This window comes from Eudoraea sp. (assembly GCF_039969275.1).
GTDB lineage: Bacteria > Bacteroidota > Bacteroidia > Flavobacteriales > Flavobacteriaceae > Eudoraea.
This window is the reverse complement of sequence record NZ_JBDVOC010000013.1, coordinates 135,998-154,893: the sequence shown is the minus strand read 5'-3', so window position 1 is coordinate 154,893 and position 18,896 is coordinate 135,998. Positions and strand designations below refer to the sequence as shown.

General features: G+C 37.3%; 14 protein-coding genes. 5 read left to right on the top strand and 9 right to left on the bottom strand.

Annotated elements, in window-relative coordinates; translation table 11 throughout:
- Window positions 1-84: 84 nt before the first annotated feature.
- Window positions 85-2,205, top strand: coding sequence for a peptidylprolyl isomerase (locus ABJH90_RS11965; protein WP_348143540.1), 2,121 nt, complete (start codon window positions 85-87; stop codon window positions 2,203-2,205).
- 90 nt (window positions 2,206-2,295) lie between these two features.
- Here the strand turns inward: ABJH90_RS11965 and ABJH90_RS11960 are convergent, their stop codons facing one another.
- Together ABJH90_RS11960 and ABJH90_RS11955 are read right to left on the bottom strand one after the other, a co-directional pair.
- Window positions 2,296-3,237, bottom strand: coding sequence for a GYDIA family GHMP kinase (locus tag ABJH90_RS11960; RefSeq protein ID WP_348143537.1), 942 nt, complete (start codon window positions 3,235-3,237; stop codon window positions 2,296-2,298).
- Window positions 3,234-4,556: a hydroxymethylglutaryl-CoA reductase, degradative gene (locus tag ABJH90_RS11955; protein ID WP_348143534.1), complete on the bottom strand. Its 1,323-nt coding sequence runs from the start codon at window positions 4,554-4,556 to the stop codon at window positions 3,234-3,236. The genes ABJH90_RS11960 and ABJH90_RS11955 overlap by 4 nt, the downstream gene beginning before the upstream one ends.
- A gap of 166 nt (window positions 4,557-4,722) precedes the next feature.
- Here ABJH90_RS11955 and ABJH90_RS11950 point away from each other — a divergent pair, with 166 nt between their 5' ends.
- The 3 genes from ABJH90_RS11950 to ABJH90_RS11940 are packed head-to-tail and all read left to right on the top strand — an operon-like array spanning window position 4,723 to window position 10,274.
- Window positions 4,723-6,888: a S9 family peptidase gene (locus tag ABJH90_RS11950; protein WP_348143531.1), complete on the top strand. Its 2,166-nt coding sequence runs from the start codon at window positions 4,723-4,725 to the stop codon at window positions 6,886-6,888.
- 16 nt (window positions 6,889-6,904) lie between these two features.
- Entirely contained in the window at window positions 6,905-8,434 is a 1,530-nt protein-coding gene (locus tag ABJH90_RS11945; protein WP_348143528.1) for a peptide MFS transporter, read from the top strand.
- A 55-nt stretch (window positions 8,435-8,489) separates the two neighbouring features.
- Complete coding sequence (locus ABJH90_RS11940) at window positions 8,490-10,274, top strand: peptide MFS transporter (RefSeq protein ID WP_348143525.1); 1,785 nt, start codon at window positions 8,490-8,492, stop codon at window positions 10,272-10,274.
- A gap of 1 nt (window position 10,275) precedes the next feature.
- On the opposite strand, the gene ABJH90_RS11935 is transcribed toward ABJH90_RS11940, so the two are convergent.
- The 5 genes from ABJH90_RS11935 to surE all read right to left on the bottom strand — a co-directional run bounded on the left by ABJH90_RS11935 (window position 10,276) and on the right by surE (window position 15,190).
- Window positions 10,276-12,300 carry a ComEC/Rec2 family competence protein gene (locus ABJH90_RS11935; protein WP_348143522.1) on the bottom strand — a complete coding sequence of 675 codons (2,025 nt, stop codon included), beginning with the start codon at window positions 12,298-12,300 and terminating at the stop codon, window positions 10,276-10,278.
- Between the two features lie 128 nt (window positions 12,301-12,428).
- Entirely contained in the window at window positions 12,429-12,986 is a 558-nt protein-coding gene (locus tag ABJH90_RS11930; RefSeq protein WP_348143519.1) for a C40 family peptidase, read from the bottom strand.
- Between the two features lie 33 nt (window positions 12,987-13,019).
- A complete protein-coding gene (lpxB, locus tag ABJH90_RS11925) occupies window positions 13,020-14,132 on the bottom strand; it encodes a lipid-A-disaccharide synthase (protein WP_348143516.1) in 1,113 nt (370 codons plus the stop codon).
- A gap of 1 nt (window position 14,133) precedes the next feature.
- Window positions 14,134-14,418 carry a hypothetical protein gene (locus tag ABJH90_RS11920; protein ID WP_348143513.1) on the bottom strand — a complete coding sequence of 95 codons (285 nt, stop codon included), beginning with the start codon at window positions 14,416-14,418 and terminating at the stop codon, window positions 14,134-14,136.
- A complete protein-coding gene (surE, locus tag ABJH90_RS11915; RefSeq protein ID WP_348143511.1) occupies window positions 14,411-15,190 on the bottom strand; it encodes a 5'/3'-nucleotidase SurE in 780 nt (259 codons plus the stop codon). The genes ABJH90_RS11920 and surE overlap by 8 nt, the downstream gene beginning before the upstream one ends.
- A gap of 322 nt (window positions 15,191-15,512) precedes the next feature.
- Here surE and ABJH90_RS11910 point away from each other — a divergent pair, with 322 nt between their 5' ends.
- Window positions 15,513-17,642: a carboxy terminal-processing peptidase gene (locus ABJH90_RS11910; protein WP_348143508.1), complete on the top strand. Its 2,130-nt coding sequence runs from the start codon at window positions 15,513-15,515 to the stop codon at window positions 17,640-17,642.
- Window positions 17,643-17,869: 227 nt separating this feature from the next.
- Here the strand turns inward: ABJH90_RS11910 and msrA are convergent, their stop codons facing one another.
- Window positions 17,870-18,418, bottom strand: coding sequence for a peptide-methionine (S)-S-oxide reductase MsrA (gene msrA, locus ABJH90_RS11905; RefSeq protein ID WP_348143505.1), 549 nt, complete (start codon window positions 18,416-18,418; stop codon window positions 17,870-17,872).
- A complete protein-coding gene (msrB, locus tag ABJH90_RS11900) occupies window positions 18,408-18,869 on the bottom strand; it encodes a peptide-methionine (R)-S-oxide reductase MsrB (RefSeq protein WP_348143502.1) in 462 nt (153 codons plus the stop codon). Before msrB ends, msrA begins: the two co-directional genes overlap by 11 nt.
- Between the last annotated feature and the right edge of the window lie 27 nt (window positions 18,870-18,896).

Here is an 18,896-nt window from a genome sequence, read left to right as displayed (position 1 = left end):
ATTATGAGCCAGATAGCAGGCTTTAAGTTTTTATTTCTTAATGGAAAATACTAATTTCGCCAACTGATTTTAAATAAACAAAAAATGGCAATTCTAGAGAATATTAGAAAACGAACAACTATCTTAATCCTGATCATTGGGATGGCCTTATTTGCGTTTGTAATTTCTGGAATTTTTACCGGTAGTGATTTTTCTGGTGGAAAAGTTGGGTCTTCTGTAGGTGAAATTAATGGAGATGAAATTTCTATAGACGACTTTAGACGAAAAATTGAGAGGGCATCAAGAAGGTCCGGACCAACAACTTCATCCATGCAATTAGTGAATTCTGTCTGGACCCAGGTAGAACGAAACACTATTTTAGGACAACAGATTGAAGATCTGGGGATTTCTATTGAACAGGATCAGATAATAAATGTAATTAAATCGAGCCCCGGAATAGCACAGAATCCTCAGTTTTCTGATGAGAATGGAATATTTGATGAAACAAAATTTCGGGATTTTATTGCTGAATTGAAAATTAATGCCCCTGCGCAATATAACGATTGGTTGCAGGACGAAGAGGCTATAATTCAAAGCTCAAAGGAACAAACGTATTTTAATTTAATAAGAGCAGGAGTTGGTGCCACTTTGAAAGAAGGGGAATTGGATTATAAATTAACTACAGATAAAGTAGATATCAGATATGTAAGAATTCCTTACACATCCATTCCGGATAGTACTTTTATTATTACTAAAAAAGAAATTTCGGACTATATTGCTGCACATGAGGAAGAATACAAACAGCAAAGTTCCAGAGATATTCAATTCGTCTATTTTGAAGATAAAGCTTCTATTGAAGATGAGACTGCCATAAAGGATCAAATAACAAAACTTCTTGGTGATACCGTGGAATATTTTGAAGAACGCGATGAAACAGATACCATTCCTGGATTTAGAAATACAACAGACAACGCTGCTTTTCTTGATAGAAATTCTGATAGCAAATTCGATACTATTTATAAGTCAAAAAATGAACTTCCGATAAAATTTGCGGATACCTTAATGGCCTTAAATATTGGAGAGCTATTTGGACCATATCAAGATGGCGAAAGCTTTAAAATAACCAAAATGGTTGACAAAAAACCCAATGGATCTGCAAAGGCTAGTCATATACTAATTACCTGGGAAGGAGCCGAAAGAGCAAACCCTGAAATCAAGAGAACTAAAGAAGAAGCTGAGGCCAAAGCAAACGATTTACTAAAAGAAGCAAAAGCCGAAGGAGCAGTTTTTGCCCAACTTGCAAGAGATAATTCGGACGGGCCATCTGCCCCAAGAGGCGGTGACTTGGGTTATTTTCAGGAAGGGGTAATGACACCTAAGTTCAATGATTTTGCTTTTGGAAATGCCGAGGGACATATTGGTCTGGTTGAAACAGAATTTGGTTATCATATTGTGCGTGTTGATGATAAGGAAGATCTTGTTCAGTTGGCAACTTTAAGCAGGGAAATTGAGGCCTCAGAAGAAACATTAAATACATTGTTTACAGATGCGACTAAATTTGAAATGGCAGCAACCTCATCAGAAAAGCCATTTTCCGATTTGGCAAAAGAAAATGAATACTTAGTAAGACCTGTTAATAAAATAAATGAATTGGACGAAAACCTTCCAGGACTTTCTAACCAACGATCTATTGTTCAGTGGGCATTTAATACAGAAACAGAAATAGGTGATATTAAGAGGTTTGGAATTAGTAACGGTTATGCTGTTGTGCAGCTAACAGCGAAGTATGAAGAAGGTTTAATGTCTGTTGAAGATGCTTCAGCTAATGTCCTTCCGAAGATTCGCAAAGTAAAAAAAGCTGCAAAAATTATTTCTCAAAACCAGGGGAAATCCTTGGAGGATTTAGCTTCAGGCAATAATACTAATATATCTACAGCCTCTTCATTAACAGTAAAAACTCCTACAATACCGGGCGCCGGCAGAGAACCTTTGGTTGTGGGCACGGCATTCGCTTTGCCTCAGGGGAATGTTTCTGATCTTATTGAAGGTGAAACCGGAGTTTTTAAAATTGAAGTAACCAAAAAAGAGGATGGCCCTAAGCTGGAAAATTATACCACATTTGCAAATTCTTTGCAGGCTTCAAATGCGACTCGGGTAAATGCAAGTGTCTTCAATGCCTTAAAGGAAAATTCAGAGATTATAGATAACAGAGCAACTTTCTATTAAGAATAATATCGCTTACAAGTAAAAACTTTTTAGAAAAGGATCTTAAATAATCATTAGCATAAAAAAGCTTCTCATATGAGAGGCTTTTTTTTATAATATCATTTCCGCAAATGGAATTACAGTTTTATATCCCTTATTACTGAAGTATTCAGGGGTGTTTTTTTTACCTATGGCAAGCACAAAATCTCCGCCCCATGCCCCTAAACTTTTGATAGACCCTTCAAAGTCAGGAAATAGATTTTCTTTTACAGGTGTCAGATTAAGGATGTCTGCCAAAAGCAATTCATGAATGTTCATCAGTTCCTTAAATCTGGTTAATTCAGTACAACAAATACATTCTTCTGTCAGTTCTGAAATTTTATTAATTAATACTTCTTTTTCAAATTCCTGTTCTTGATATCTGGTAATCCCTTCTCTGCTGTTCTGTTTTCTGTTGAGATGTACAAAGAACAAAGCGTCTATGAATGGCGGGCTAAATTCAATTTCTTTTATAAATCGGTCCCTGCGTTTAATTTGATAAATTATTGGGCGATTATGCTGTGCACAGGCAATATCGTATCCACTTCCATTAAATGTTTTGGATAAAAGAGCATAAGGATCAACGTTTGCCCATTGCGCAATATTATTAATTAGGGTAGAGGAAGATCCGAGTCCCCAATTCCTTGGAAAACTTAGGTTTGTATGTACTTCATATCCCATTTTTCCATTTAAAAAATCAGGATTCAACCTTTTTGCCTCCATCAGAATTTTCAATAGCATTTTGGATACCTTATCTTCAGATGTCAACAGGTTTTCCACTTCATTTAGAATTTCTACGTCCGATTCCCCAAAAAGTTCTAATTGCAGAGAGGTATGAAACCATATTTCTCCTTTTTCATCCAGGCTTGTCCATAAGATCACTGGAGAATCCAATTCTTTTATCGTTAAGGTTTGTCCGTATTTTGTAGGCAGGGCAAAGGATAATGCACCGTCAAGAACTGCGTACTCGCCTGTAAGCAACAATTTTCCATTGCTGTAGAACTGTTGCGTCATAGACTGTTCCGTAAATTTTGAAGTGCTTCAACAACTGCACTATGAGTGGCAGCATTCTTCTTAAAATAGGCGACCAAAGTTTTCTTTTCATCATCTGAGGCACTCATTTGATTAAGAATATTTAGCAAATGCATTTTCATATGGCCCTCCTGAATCCCTGTTGTGACTAATGATCTGACCGCGGCAAAATTCTGAGCCAATCCGGCCACTGCAACAATTTGCATTAATTCTCGGGCTGAGGGTTTTTGTAAAATCTCCAGAGCGAGATTTACTAATGGATGTAATCTGGTAAGCCCTCCAACGGTTCCTAAGGCCAGAGGCACTTCTATCCAAAATTTAAAAATACCATCCTCCAAAGAGGCGTGCGTAAGGCTTCGATAAGATCCATCTTTTGCTGCATAAGCATGTATTCCGGCTTCTACCGCCCTGAAATCGTTACCTGTAGCCAGAACGACAGCATCTATCCCATTCATTATACCTTTATTATGGGTAACCGCTCTATAGGGCTCAACGTTAGCAATATTAACTGCCCTAACCATTTTTTCTGCGAATTCTTGTGGGGAAACAGACTGTTCCACCTCTAAATCATTAACAGGGCAACTTACCTCCGCTCGAACAAGGCATTCCGGTACATAGTTAGAAAGAATGCTCATTACAACTTCTATTTGCTGTTCATCTTTGTTAAACAAGGTATAGGTTTGGGCTTCTCTTTTCATGGTGGTAGCCAATTGCTCCAAACAGGAGTTTATAAAATTTGCACCCATAGCATCTAGGGTTTCAAATTTACAATGCAACTGATAATAATTTTCTAGTTTATTCGTCCGGTCCCTTAGTTCTATGGATGTTATTCCACCCCCGCGTTTTTCCATATTTCGGGTGATGGACTTCGTATCATTAATGAATATTGGCTTTATTTCATCAATAAATACCTGTAATTTCTCTGAAGAACCTTTGAAGATAAAATGTACCTGGCCTATCTTTTGGGTACCTAGTACCCTCGTCTTAAATCCGCCCTTATCCAGCCAGAATTTGGCAGCTTTGCTGGCGGCCGCAACAACAGAACTTTCTTCAATAGCCATTGGAATGGCATATAATTTATCATTAATAAGAAAATTAGGAGCAATTCCAAAGGGAAGGTAGTAGTTACTGATCGTATTCTCTATGAATTCGTCATGGAGTTTTTGTAACACAATATCTGCATTCCAGTATTTTTTAAGTATTTGTATTGTGGTATCCGAATTATCAGTATAATTATCGGCAATCCAATTGATTTTTTCTTCTTTGGAAAGTTTGGAAAAACCCTGGATCGGTGTTGTCATAAGCTATTGTTCTATGAAGGCAAAGATAGTGATTACACAATTATGCTAAGGGGTTTCTTCATTAGAGGGATTAAGGTATAAAGTTGTAATATTTTAAGATTAAAGTTATTTTTTTCGCAAAAATATTAGTAAACTTGGAAGTTTATAATAATTTTTTTTAGATTTTATGAATAAATCTTTCGTTCTTATTTTTCTTGCCGTTTGCTTTTTAAATTACGCATCTGCCCAACAAAAAAAGATTTCTCTGGAAGAACTTTGGTCAGGGGCCTATGCAACCCAAGGCATGGAAGTGATTTACCCCTTAAAAAATGGTAAACATTACACAGTTCTAAATACAGATATAGCCAAAGGAATTGTCAGCATTGATAAATACGATTATAATACATTGGAGAAGTTAGAAACTGTGGTCTCTTCGCAGGATTTAAGTTCAAAAGCGGCATTTAGTTCATATACCTTTAGTAAAGACGAATCAAAAATATTACTTGCAACAGAAGAGGTTCCAATCTACAGGCGTTCTAAAGCAGGGATCTATTACATTTATGATGTAGTCACCAAAAGGATAACTCAAATAGCAGACACATGGATTCAGGAACCCACTTTTTCACCGGATGGGAAAAGGATAGCTTTTGCTAACAATAATAATATGTATCTCTTTAATATAGCGGATGGCAAAATATTAAAAATTACCTCAGACGGGGAGAGGAATAAGATTATTAATGGCATTGCAGATTGGGTATACGAAGAGGAATTTAAAATTGTCAGGGCCTTTGAATGGAACTCAGACGGGACAAAAATTGCTTTCTTAAGATTTGATGAAACTGCTGTTCCTGAATATGCAATGGATGTTTATGGAACAGACTTATATCCTTTTCAATATATTTTTAAGTATCCCAAAGCCGGGGAAAATAATTCTGTAGTTACCTTGCATACCTATGATATTGAATCAGAGAAAATTACAGAAATCTCACTCCCGGATGCCTATTACATACCCAGGGTAACTCAGATGAACGATCCGAATTATATAAGTGTTCAAACATTAAACAGACACCAAAATAAATTAAATTTATATGCTGTAAACCTCCAAAATAACACGGTATCTCTTTTACTTGAAGAAAAAGATGAAGCTTATGTAGATATTACAGATAACCTTACTTTTCTGGCTGATGATAGCTTTATCTGGACCGGTGAAAAGGATGGATATAATCATATATACTTGCATTCTGAAAGCGGGGATTTAATAAACCAGATTACCAGGGGAGACTGGGAAGTAACCAATTACTATGGATATGATCCAAAGAAGGATAGAATCTACTACCAGTCTACTGAGAATGGATCAATAAACAGAGATGTCTATAGTATTGAAATTAGCGGTAAGAATAAGAAGAGACTCTCTTCAAAAGAAGGAACCAATTCTGCTGAGTTTAGTGCAGATTTTACTTATTTCATAAATGAGTTTTCCAATTCCAGTACACCTCCTGAATTCTCCCTTCATAAGGCTGTATCAGGAGCTAAGTTAAAAGATATTTTAGATAATAGTAGCCTTGTTAGCATACTGGGGCAATATGAACTAAACCCTAAGGAATTTTCCACTACATCTATCAACGGCAACGAGTTGAATATGTGGATGGTGAAACCAAAAGATTTTGATCCTTCCAAAAAATATCCCTTGCTAATGTTTCAGTACAGCGGACCGGGCTCTCAACAAGTGGCCAATACATGGATGGGTGCAAATGACTATTGGCATCAGATTCTGGCTTCGCAGGGTTATATTGTTGCTTGTGTGGATGGCAGGGGTACCGGTTTTAAGGGACGTGATTTTAAGAAGGTGACTTATTTGAATTTAGTGAAATATGAAACTGAGGATCAAATTGCTGCAGCTAAAAAACTAAGTGAGTACCCTTTTATAGACCCGGATAGAACGGGGATATGGGGTTGGAGTTTTGGCGGGCATATGTCTACAAACTGCATCCTGAAAGGCAGCGATACTTTTGAATTGGCCATTGCAGTTGCACCGGTCACTAGTTGGCGTTTTTATGACACTATTTATACAGAACGATTCATGAGAACCCCGGCTGAAAATCCCGGAGGTTACGATGAGAATTCACCATTTAATTATCCCCAGCTATTAAAGGGAGATTATTTGTTGGTGCACGGATCCGGGGATGACAATGTACATGTGCAAAATAGCATGCGAATGATAGAAGCCTTGGTACAGGCCAATAAACAATTTGAATGGGCAATTTATCCGGACAAAGACCATGGTATTCACGGAGGTAATACCAGGTTACATTTATACACCAAAATGACCAATTTCATAAAAAACAATCTATAACAAACCAAAACAAGCCATGGCTACGACAACAAAACCAGCACACCAGAAAGAACTCTTTGGACACCCTACAGGGCTCTATATTCTGTTTATGACTGAAATGTGGGAGCGCTTCTCCTACTATGGAATGAGAGGTATTCTGGTATTGTATCTGACAGCGCAAACCAGGGGAGATAACCCCGGATTAGGCTGGTTAGACGGAGAGGCTTTGTCCTTGTACGGCTGGTATACAATGCTGGTCTATGTGGCTTCTATTCCCGGGGGCATTATAGCGGATAAGATAATCGGGCAAAAAAGAGCCGTTATGATTGGAGGCTTTTTACTGGTGGCCGGTCATGGTATTTTATCTATAGAGCTTATGTGGGCCTTTTATTCCGGCTTAGGACTGATCATCGCCGGGGTAGGGATGCTTAAACCCAATATATCTACCCTGGTTGGGGGCTTGTACCGACAAGGAGACGAACGCAGGGATAAAGGATTTTCAATTTTTTACATTGGGATAAATACCGGTGCAGCTTTGGCTGCCTTGATTGTGGCATGGGTAGCCGATATGTGGGGATGGCATGCCGGTTTTGGTTTAGCGGCTATTGGGATGGTCTTGGGCCAGGTTATCTACCTTTCGGGACAAAAATACCTGGTGACTGTAGGAAACAAGCCAAAGGCAATAGAGGCCGATAACGACAACGTGTCAATAAAAGATATTTTTACCAAGCAATTCAGTACCAGGACCCCTTTGCTGGTCACTTTTCTCCTCGCCCTTTCTTCCAGTATCGTGGCGTGGTACTACATAGAGAATCAGAAGCTTGCCTATATTGTTTTCTTTTTATTCCTATCTATGGTTGTAGGCATGATGGTAACCATTTACGGGGACTTGCGTTCAAAAATAGAGAAGGATCGTTACCTGGTCTTGTTACTTTCTTTTATCATAGTAATCGTCTTCTGGGGGGCCTTTGAACAGGCAGGCGGCCTGATGAACTTGTATGCAGAGAACAGGACGGACCGGTTCTTATTTGGCTATCAAATTCCTGCTGCCGCTTTTCAGTTTTTCAATCCTTTCTATATAATACTATTTGCTGTTCCGGTTGCCAATTTCTGGATGTGGTGGAAACATAGAGGGAATGAAGCATCCTCACTTTTTAAAATGGCAAATGGAGTTATCATCATGGGCTTAGGATTTGTTTTTATGGTCTTTGCCTCTATGCAGTATGAAAGTATGGGCAAATCGGCGCTATATTGGTTAGCACTGGCTTATCTTTTCCACACTATTGGTGAATTATGTGCCTCTCCGGTTGCGCTCTCTTTTATAACCAAACTGGCTCCTGTACGTTATGGTGCCCTCATGATGGGGGTTTATTTTGCAGCTACCGGATTGGGAAATAAGGTCGCCGGATTAATAGGAGAATCGGCCTCCGAGGCTGGTGAGCTCAATATCTTTGCCGGGATTACCATCTTTTGTGTCATCTTCGGCTTGTTGGTGATCGCTGTCCTTAAACCCTTAAAAAGACTAACACACGGAGCTGAAGAGGAAGAGGGTGACCTGGCCCATTAAGGCCATGGCTTAGAGCAGGGCATTTTACCTTATATTAACAACCAAACTATAACAAATGAATACTGATATCGAGAATCTTTTTAAGGATAAAGTCTTAGGACATCCTGCAGGCCTGTTTGTCTTGTTTTTTACCGAAATGTGGGAACGTTTTTCCTTTTATGGAATGCGTATTCTTTTGATCCTCTTCCTTACTGCCCCATTTGCCAGTGATAATCCGGGATGGGATTGGCCAAGAGAACATGCCCTGGCACTTATAGGTACCTATGCTTCATTACTTTATTTAACTCCTATTGTTGGAGGCTATATTGCAGATAAATTTACGGGATATCGTATTGCTGTTGTAATAGGTTGCGCTATTATGACTTTGGGTCATGCCTTTATGGCCTTAGAAACTACCACTACTTTCTATCTGGGTCTTGCCTTTTTGGTGATAGGAACCGGGTTTTTTAAACCTAATATTACTTCGATTATTTCGGAAATGTATAAAGGCAAAGAATCCAAAAAGGATGGAGCATACACTATATTTTATATGGGAGTAAATGCTGGCGCATTTTTCGGAATGATGCTATGTGGATATCTAGCTGAGAATTTTGGTTGGTCCTGGGGATTTGGACTGGCAGGTATTTTTATGTTTTTCGGAATGATGCAATTTTTGCTAGCTAAAAATTTATTTGGCAGTATAGGTGGTAAACCGAGCAAAGTTTATGAGGTAGAATTGCCTCAAAACATAAATGAAGAGTCTCCTGAGATTATTGAAGAAGATAAGGCGGTGGAAAAATTAAATCCGTTTACCACATTTGATTATGTCCTTATAGTCCTGTCATCGATTGGAGGATTGCTCTATCTCTTTAATGATCCTATTGAGAAGATAAGTGGGGATAGTTTATTGCCTTTCGAGATTGGGGGATTATCAGGTTCTAATTTTGTAGTACTCTTTGCATTAGTTTTGTTCCTTATTCTTCTTGTTTCAAGGATTTCAAGATATATTCCTTTGGTAAGAGACAGGATTATTGCAGTCGTTTTCTTTGGGGTTTTTACTGTAATTTTCTTTGCCGCCTTTGAACAGGCGTTAGGATCTATGACCCTCTTTGCAAGAGATTACACCAATAGAAATTTGGTGGGCTCTTCTGCAATGGTCTTTAAAGTAGTGGATGCTCTGCTCACAACCGTACCTCTCATAATTATTACATGGGTTTTATATCTGTTATTTAAAAAAACATATTCCAGAATTGGCTTATCAAATATTGTTTTGGGATTGGCATTTGTTGGGATTTGGGGATTGGTTATTTATAGGTTAACTGACAAATTTTCGCAAGAGGGAAATCAGATAGATGCATCCTGGTTTGGAATTTTAAACTCCTTTTTTATAATTACCCTGGCTCCTATGTTTTCGCGATGGTGGGAAAGCAAGTACAATCCGAGTGCTGCGATGAAATACGGTCTGGGATTAATACTTTTGGGTCTTGGATTTGCCATTTTGTCTTATGGCTCCACAGGAATTACACCTGGGTCAAAAACGGCTTCAGTAAGTATGATTTTTCTTATTTTGGCTTATTTGCTTCATACGATGGGAGAATTATGTCTTTCACCTGTGGGTTTATCTTATTTGAGTAAGCTGGTGCCTGCCAGGATGATCGGGTTTATGTTTGGTATTTGGTACCTCGCCATAGCTATAGGACAAAAAGCGGCAGGAACTATGGGGGGAATGATAGATAAAATTTCGGAGCAGTATTCTTTAAGTACTTTCTTTTTAATGTTCACCCTGGTGCCTATTGCTTTTGGTTTTATTGCGATATTACTAAATCCGGTTTTAAAAAGACTAATGCATGGGGTGCGCTGATTTATTCTATTTCTAAGATAAATGCTCCTTTTTCACCGGTATAATAAAATGGAAGCTTTCTGTTTGAACACGATTTTTTCCACCGCTCAATATCACTTCTATAATTACTTCCATCTGCTATAATACTAGTAGGTTGGATTGAATCCAGGAAGCGGTTAAGGTTTATTTTGGGAGAATTTCCTAGTAATACATAATCGATTTTCTGGAATTTTTGAATGATAATTTCGGGCCTATTCAAGATTAACAGACTTTGATCCTTAATGCGATAGCTGTTTTTTAAGGTTTTGTAGTTAACTTTTTGAATGTTTTCTTCTACCACAATATTTTTAACCAGGTTTAGTACCGCAACAGAATCTATGCAATTTACATCTAAGTAGTTGCCTTTCTTATATAGAAGCGCTGAGGTGCCGGTTTTATGCAAGACCATAATTTTTTGTTCCCTACCTTTTTTTGCTGCGGAAAAAATAAGCCATAACTGGAAGGCTATAATGCATAGAGCTGCTGAGAGTATGTTTTTAAATTTCTTCTGGGTAAGACTATAAACCAAAGCAAAAATTAGCAGATAGGTCAATACAAGCTTAAAAGAATCAAACGGAATATCCTTGAAAATAAAGGATTCCTGTTGGGCTACCCATTCAATAACTTTATTCATCAGGTATATAAGCTTATTGTATATAATCGATAAGTTCTTTGGAAGGATATCTACAAGCATAAGTGCTATAATCAGAAAACCTATTCCTAGAATTAAACCTAAAAAGGGTACAATCAAGAGATTTGAGATAAAAAATAATCCAGGGAACTGGTGAAAATAGAAAAGACTAATGGGTAGTACCCCAATTTGAGCGGCTAAGGAAATTGATAATAATTGCCAGCATTTTTTAAGAATCATATTTTCCGGATTCCAGAGGTGTTGAAATTTAGGAAACAACCAAAAAATTGAAAATACTGCTGCATAGCTCAATTGAAACCCCACTTGAAAAAGTAACATAGGGTCATAGGTCAACAGAATAAAAAACATGGATAATGCCAGGATATTAAATGTACTGGTTGGCCGGTTCAGGTATATGGCATAAGCGACAAAAGAAAACATACTCACTGCTCTTATTACAGAAGGTGATAAACCAGCCAGGAAAGCATATCCCCAGAGAAGAATCACTGTAAGTATCAAGACGATAATCTTTCCCCTGGGTAATCTTTCCAGGGGTTTTAGTAGAAATTGACATAGTAATAATACTATTCCAATATGCAATCCCGAAACGGCCAGGATATGTACAGCGCCTGCATTCTTATAATTCTTATAAGTTTCCTCGCTAATTTCATTGCGTTGTCCCAGAAGTAAGGCCTGGATAATTCCAAGCTCATCTCTTCCAAAATTAGACTTGCCCAAACCTGATATAATTTTGCGTCTTATGGCCGCAGTGAGACCCAATATGGTTAAAGAAGCATTCTTTTTAATTAAATAATCCTGATTGTTTAATTTAAGCTGATGGAGAACTCCTATTTTTTTAAGATAATCGCCATAATTAAATCCGTATGGATTAAGGGGTGGACTAATTTCTTCCACTGAATTAAGGGTATAAATTTCTTCATCTACTCTGAATTTGTGATTAAGCCTGTCTTTTTTACTAATAATGAGAATCCTTCCATTTGCTGGTACACCATCAATTTCAATTACATCAGCCATATAGCGTTCATTATAGCTATTGGGTTTTAGGATCTCATGGATTTTAAGATGTAAGTATTTTTGATTTGGAAGCTTAAAATTCGTGTAATGTTTTGAATTGTTATAGGGTAAGGTAAGTGCCACAGACATCATGCCTATACCAATTGTGCAAAATGGAAAAATGAAACCGAATGGAAGATTATCCAGTGTGGTTTTCCGCATCCACGATATGCCCAGTAAAACTATTAACCCACCGGTAAGTCCTGCCGATAACAAAAGGGAAATATTGTTATAATACCCTATAAGTATCCCGACAATTAAAAATAGAGTTAGCTTTACCGGGATAAAATCCAATAGCTTCATGGAGTTTATCAGGTTAATTCAACTGGCTATTAAAGTAGTATAGGATACTGAATGTTAAGTTCAGTTAACAAATTAAATTGAAATGAATAATTCGGAAAAACCAATCCGATAAAACAAGTGGTTTGCAATCAAAGAATTCTGGTTGCCTTAACGAAAGCATAATTCCAGTACCCTTCTTGTAAAGAAGAAACAATGACCCCCCTTGAAGAAGTAGCGTGAATAAATTTAATATCTCGTCCGTCTACATCAACAACGAGCCCAACATGATTGATTTTTTTTCCTCTTTTAGTGGTTTTGAAGAACAAGAGGTCGCCTTTGGTGACTTTATTTAATTTAATTTTCTTACCCTCATCGGCCATTTGAGATGATACCCTGGGCAACGGAATATCGTTTTCTCCAAAAGAAACGTAAAGAAGGCCGGAACAATCCATACCCTTCTTTGTGGTTCCGCCATACTTATATCGTACACCGGAGTAAGCCATAGCGGTATTAATAATCAGATCAGCTTTTTCGAGGACAACGACAGTTACTTTAGAATCAGGAATTTTTTCCACTGCGGCAACACTGTCTTTTTCCGATGCCGCAACAGTAACAGTCCGCTCCTTGCCATATGTGGTTTTCTTTTTGACAATACCACATCCGGTCAGGAGTATAATGATAAAAAAAACAAAAATCTTTCTATTCATCCCAGGACATAAATGATCTACCAGGAACTAAAATTAAGCATTTTCTACAATAAGTGCAGCAGCATTGTCACTTGCTCCTTTCCCGCCAAGCTTTTTTTCTAACTCTTTATAAGCATTTAATTGTGCTTCGCGCTTGGGACCATCAAGGATTTTGGTTAACTCTTGCTTCAGGTTTTTTATGGTCAAATCTGCCTGAATCAATTCTTTTACTACTTCTTTGCCCATAATCAAATTAACCAGTGAAATATAATCCAAAGTAATTATTCGTTTGGCAATCTGGTAGGAAACCCAGTTGCCTTTATAGCATACAACCTGAGGGACTTTTAATAATGCCGTTTCAAGGGTAGCAGTGCCACTGGTTACCAGAGCGGCATGTGAAAGACTCAGCAACTCGTAGGATCTATTAAAAACAAGACTTACAGTATAATTTTTTAAGAATTCTGAATAGAAGTCAAGATCCAGGCTCGGAGCCCCTGCTATTACAAATTGATAATCTGAAAACGAAGGTGTTATCTTTAACATCAGGCCAAGCATTTTTTGAACTTCCTGCTTTCTGCTTCCAGGGAGAAGGGCAATAATTGGCTTATTGGGATCAAGATTATGTTCATTTCTAAAATCTTGCTCATTACCAATATCAATTTGCCCAATGGCATCAATTAATGGATGCCCTACAAAACTTACCGGGTAATTGTGTTTTTTTTCATAGAACTCCTTTTCAAATGGCAGAATGACATACATTGCATCAATATCTCTTTTGATATTTTTTATTCGACCTTCCCTTGAAGCCCATATTTGAGGTGAAATGTAATAATTAGTACGGTATTTATGCTCCTTCGCCCAGCTGGCAATTCTCAAATTAAAACCTGAATAATCAATAAAAATAATGACATCCGGATTATAGGATTTAATATCTTCCTTGCAGAATTTTATATTTTTAAATATGGTATTTAAATTGGCAATTACCTCCAAAAACCCCATAAAAGCCATCTCCTTATAGTGCTTTACAAGAGTGCCGCCGGCTTTTTGCATTTGATCCCCACCCCAACAACGGATTTGGGCATTGGCGTCTTTAGCAAGAATTGCTTTAATAAGATTTGATCCATGCAGATCCCCGGAAGCTTCCCCGGCGATGATATAATACTTCATTCTAGAAAATCTTATAATAGAGAATAATCAAAGCAGTAAGCAAAGTGGCAATTAATACTCCCTTTGCCCTTTGATCTCTTCTTAATTTTAGAAAGCCAAAAAAGGCGATCAGATTTAAAATTGCACCTAAGGCCAGCAAACTGCCAATATGCCCTTGTTTAACTGCTGCATTGAATGTTTCCATAATCCCAAAATCGGAAAACATAAGTATATACAAAAGTGTTCCTATGATATTGGCAATAATTCCTACTGCGAAACCAATTAATATTTCCTTTTTATTATTCATTTAAAGACCAGCTGTTTATATCCTGTATGACGTGATGTGCCGTTAAATCAAACTGTGTGGGGACTACCGAGATATAGCCGTTACTTAAGGCCCATTCATCGGTGTCTTCTCCTTTATCTAATAATTCAAATTCACCGGTAAGCCAATAGTAATCTTTGCCCATTGGATTGGTTCGTTTATCAAATTTTTCCTTCCAGTTGGCTCTTGCCTGTCTGCATACTTTTATTCCTTTTATTCCTTCATCATTGGTTTTGGGGATATTTACATTGAGAACCACTCCTTTAGGAATTCCATTGCTCAACGCTTCTACTACAATTTTTTTTACAGCTGTTTCAGCGGTTTTAAAATTTGCTTCCCATGAATAATCACATAAGGAAAACCCAATAGCAGGTATGCCTTCAATTCCTGCTTCGATTGCAGCACTCATCGTTCCTGAGTAGATAACATTTATAGAAGAATTCGAACCGTGATTTATCCCACTAACGCACAAGTCTGGTTTTCTCCCGAGTATCTCCTGAAGCGCCAATTTTACACAATCGGCAGGAGTTCCACTACAACTATACTCTGCATGACCTCCATTCTCAAAATCTATGGTAACTTTTTTGGAATAAAGCGTATTATCCAGTGTTATTGCATGTCCCATTCCCGATTGTGGACTATCTGGCGCAACAACTACAACTTCTCCAATTGCCTTCATATATCGAACCAATGCTCTTAAGCCCGGGGCCGTTATTCCATCGTCATTGGTAACCAGAATAAGGGGTTTTTGCATACTGTATACTTTCTACGACAAAAATACGTTTTTAATATGTTATTATGGCGCGCGAATGGAGGGCCTGTTCAAAAACAATAGTTATGGTATGTTCTTGAATATAGATTCTCTATACTGAAAAATCGGTTCAACTGTTTGATTATTAAAGCTTGTTGGTAATAAGTTCTAACGGTGTTTAACAAAAAATTAATGCTGCTGGCTTGCAATGTGGCATGGTTTTTTCAGTATCTTAGGGAATTCATTGGCATTGCCATGTTTTTTTTATATTATTTAAGTTTGTTATTAAGTGGGTTAATAATGGCCACGCCTAAAAAAAAAATACATGAAAAAAAATCTCATACTTGGATTTTTGGTGATACTTATTGCGGTTGCATCATGCAGTTTTACCAATAAGTCATTTGAAAATGATGATAAGGATAAATTACTCTTAGATCTTATTACATATATTTTGGAACGCGGACACTATGAGCCTAAAGAAATTAATGATGATTTCTCAGTCAGTGTTTTTGAAGATTTTATAGATGTTATTGACCCTACTAAAAGATACTTTTTAGAAGAAGATATTTTAGAATTTGAGAAATACAAATTTCAAATAGATGATCAGATAAGAAATACTGATATATCTTTCTTTAATATGGTTTATTCCAGATTTATGAAACGGATGGAAAATGCCAAATCTGTTTATGCGGAGGTTTTAAGTGATCCTTTCGATTATACAATCGAAGAATCAATTAATATAGATTATAAAGACCAGACATTTGCAGCAAGTAGAAATGAACTTAAAGAAAGATGGAGGAAACAATTAAAATATGCCACTATTGGGACTTATGATTCCAAATTCAAGGAGCAGGAACAAAAAAAGAAAGATGACGCAGATTACGAAAGTATAGCGGTTTCACAAATGGAATCAGACGCCAGAGAATCTACTAAAAAGACTTTGGATGAATATTTCGACTTTGTAGACGATCTTAAGCGGGAAGACTGGTTTGTATACTATATCAATACAATTGTTGATGAGTTTGACCCTCATACGTATTATTTCGCTCCTGAGGATAAAGATAAATTTGACATTAGCATGTCTGGTAAATTTGAAGGGATAGGCGCAAGATTGCAGAAAAAACCAGAGGGGGCAAAAATAGTTGAAATCATTTCCGGCGGACCTGTGTGGAGAAATCAAGAACTGGAAGTTGGTGACGAAATATTAAAAGTAGGCCAGAACGGTGAATTACCTGTAAATATTGTCGGGATGCGTCTTGATGATGCCATTAAACTAATTAAAGGTCCCAAGGGTACTGTAGTTGATTTAACAGTTAGGAAAGTGGATGGCTCTATAGAAGTAATTTCCATTACAAGAGATGTAGTTGAACTTGAAGAGAGTTATGCTAAATCTGCAACTGTTACTAAAGAAAATCAAAAATACGGGATTATAAACCTTCCTAAGTTCTATGTGGATTTTAATGATTATGCCGAAAGAAATGCAGCCACAGATGTGGCAAAAGAAGTTGAACTTTTAAAGAAGGAAGGTGCAGAAGGCCTAGTAATTGACCTTAGGGACAATGGAGGCGGATCTCTTAAAACAGTCGTGGAAATGGCTGGTCTTTTCATAAAAGATGGCCCTATCGTACAGGTTAGGTCTTCCGGAAAAGATAAGGATGTATATGAGGATAAAGATGAACGAATTCAATGGGATGGTCCTCTTGTAATATTAGTGAATGAACTTTCTGCCTCAGCTTCTGAAATATTGGCAGCTGCCATGCAAGATTATAAAAGAGCTATAGTGATTGGCAGTAAACAGACTTTTGGTAAGGGAACAGTACAAAATGTAATCCCTTTAGAAAATATTGTTAGAAGTAATGAACACGGTGACCTTGGAGCTATAAAACTTACGACTCAGAAATTTTATAGGATAAATGGAGGATCAACACAGTTGGAAGGAGTTAAAAGTGATGTTGTCGTTCCAGATAGATACAGTTATATTGACCTGGGTGAAAGAGATCAGCGTAATCCGTTAAGCTGGGATAAAATATCACCGGCAGATTATGAGGCCTGGGAAGGGTATATTGATTATGAAGCTACTATTGAGAATAGTACCAAGCGCATGTCTGCAAATCCACAGATAGCTTTAATTGAAGAAAACGCCAAATGGCTTAAGGAACAGCAGGATGAAAATGTGGTTTCTCTGAATTTTGATATCTATAAAAAGGAAGAGAAAAAAGATAAAGCTAAATCTGCATATTTTAAAACTATTTCAGATTACGACTCGCATTTGACGTTTGAATCTCTGAAATACGAAGAAGAACTATTCACGAAAGATCCCGTATTAAGAGAAAAGCGCGACCGTTGGCATAATAATCTTGCAAAGGATGTTTATGTGGAAGAGGCAATAAATGTGCTTCAGGATTTGAAAATAAACAATATTAAAAACGGTAAATTAGCAAGTGTAAAAGGCTAGTGAATACTTGTTTACAGTTAAGATAACAAAAGAGCTCCGATAAAATTATTGGAGCTCTTTTTTTACTTTAGTTTTATCTTCACTATTGTCAGTCGAGCTATACTTAATTATTTATTAAAAAGACGAAACAAGTTAATTCAAGTTTTTATTCTGTATTATAGCTTACAGGCCTAAAGAAGTACATTTTATGTATATCCGTTTATGCGGCTATTTTAATACCGGTTTTCCTAAACAGCGCTTTTAAGTTTGTCTGCATGCATTTTTCTAAGCTTAGCTAATTTTGGAGTAATTACAAAATTGCAGTAACCCTGAGTTTGGTTATTCCGATAATAATCCTGATGATAGTCCTCGGCCTCATAAAATATTTTTAACGGGCTTAATTCTGTAACCACCGGATCCTTATAATAGGAAGACATCTCATTCAGAACCTTTTCAGCCACCTCTTTTTGATTTTCATCATGGTAAAAAATGACGGAACGGTATTGTGTCCCAACATCTGCACCCTGCCTGTTGAGTGTTGTAGGATCATGAGTAGTCATAAAAATCATTAATAAATCGTGAAAAGAAATAACGCCAGGATCAAAGCTTAGCTGTATTACCTCTGCATGACCGGTGAGTCCAGAGCATATTTCTCTGTAAGTAGGCTTGCCTGGTGCATTCCCCCCTGAATATCCTGAGACTATCTTTTCTACCCCTTTCACCTCTAATAAAACAGCTTCAGTACACCAAAAACATCCTCCGCCCAGAGTTGCCAATTCCAATTTATTACTTTCCATCAACAACCTCCTTTTCAATTATCATAGACTCAGAGTTAATACAATAGCGAAGACCACTAGGTTCAGGGCCATCTGGAAATACATGCCCTAAATGAGCGTCGCAGGTATTGCAAATCACCTCTACCCTTATCATTCCGAATGTGACATCCTTTTCATATTTGATGGCATTTTCCGCTATAGGTTGTGTAAAACTGGGCCATCCGGTACCTGATTCAAATTTAATGGTTGAATCAAATAAAGGAGTACTGCAACAAACACAGGAATATTTACCGGCATCGTGTATACTGCATAATGCTCCTGAATGAGGGGCTTCAGTTCCTTTTTTTCGGGTAATCCGAAATTGGTCCGGAGTAAGTATTTCACGCCATTCATTTTCTGTTTTTTCAACACGCCTGTCTGGTGCTGGATTTCCGTTTACAGTAATGCTCATTATGTTTTTCCAAGTCAACATCGTATTACAATTATAGTGATTATTTCA

Excerpts from the sequence above, each read along its gene's own strand:
- ABJH90_RS11965 (WP_348143540.1), top strand. The coding sequence starts at position 85 with ATGGCAATTCTAGAGAATATTAGAAAACGAACAACTATCTTAATCCTG.
- ABJH90_RS11960 (WP_348143537.1), bottom strand. The coding sequence starts at position 3,237 with ATGACGCAACAGTTCTACAGCAATGGAAAATTGTTGCTTACAGGCGAG.
- ABJH90_RS11955 (WP_348143534.1), bottom strand. The coding sequence starts at position 4,556 with ATGACAACACCGATCCAGGGTTTTTCCAAACTTTCCAAAGAAGAAAAA.
- ABJH90_RS11950 (WP_348143531.1), top strand. The coding sequence starts at position 4,723 with ATGAATAAATCTTTCGTTCTTATTTTTCTTGCCGTTTGCTTTTTAAAT.
- ABJH90_RS11945 (WP_348143528.1), top strand. The coding sequence starts at position 6,905 with ATGGCTACGACAACAAAACCAGCACACCAGAAAGAACTCTTTGGACAC.
- ABJH90_RS11940 (WP_348143525.1), top strand. The coding sequence starts at position 8,490 with ATGAATACTGATATCGAGAATCTTTTTAAGGATAAAGTCTTAGGACAT.
- ABJH90_RS11935 (WP_348143522.1), bottom strand. The coding sequence starts at position 12,300 with ATGAAGCTATTGGATTTTATCCCGGTAAAGCTAACTCTATTTTTAATT.
- ABJH90_RS11930 (WP_348143519.1), bottom strand. The coding sequence starts at position 12,986 with ATGAATAGAAAGATTTTTGTTTTTTTTATCATTATACTCCTGACCGGA.
- lpxB (WP_348143516.1), bottom strand. The coding sequence starts at position 14,132 with ATGAAGTATTATATCATCGCCGGGGAAGCTTCCGGGGATCTGCATGGA.
- ABJH90_RS11920 (WP_348143513.1), bottom strand. The coding sequence starts at position 14,418 with ATGAATAATAAAAAGGAAATATTAATTGGTTTCGCAGTAGGAATTATT.
- surE (WP_348143511.1), bottom strand. The coding sequence starts at position 15,190 with ATGCAAAAACCCCTTATTCTGGTTACCAATGACGATGGAATAACGGCC.
- ABJH90_RS11910 (WP_348143508.1), top strand. The coding sequence starts at position 15,513 with ATGAAAAAAAATCTCATACTTGGATTTTTGGTGATACTTATTGCGGTT.
- msrA (WP_348143505.1), bottom strand. The coding sequence starts at position 18,418 with ATGGAAAGTAATAAATTGGAATTGGCAACTCTGGGCGGAGGATGTTTT.
- msrB (WP_348143502.1), bottom strand. The coding sequence starts at position 18,869 with ATGTTGACTTGGAAAAACATAATGAGCATTACTGTAAACGGAAATCCA.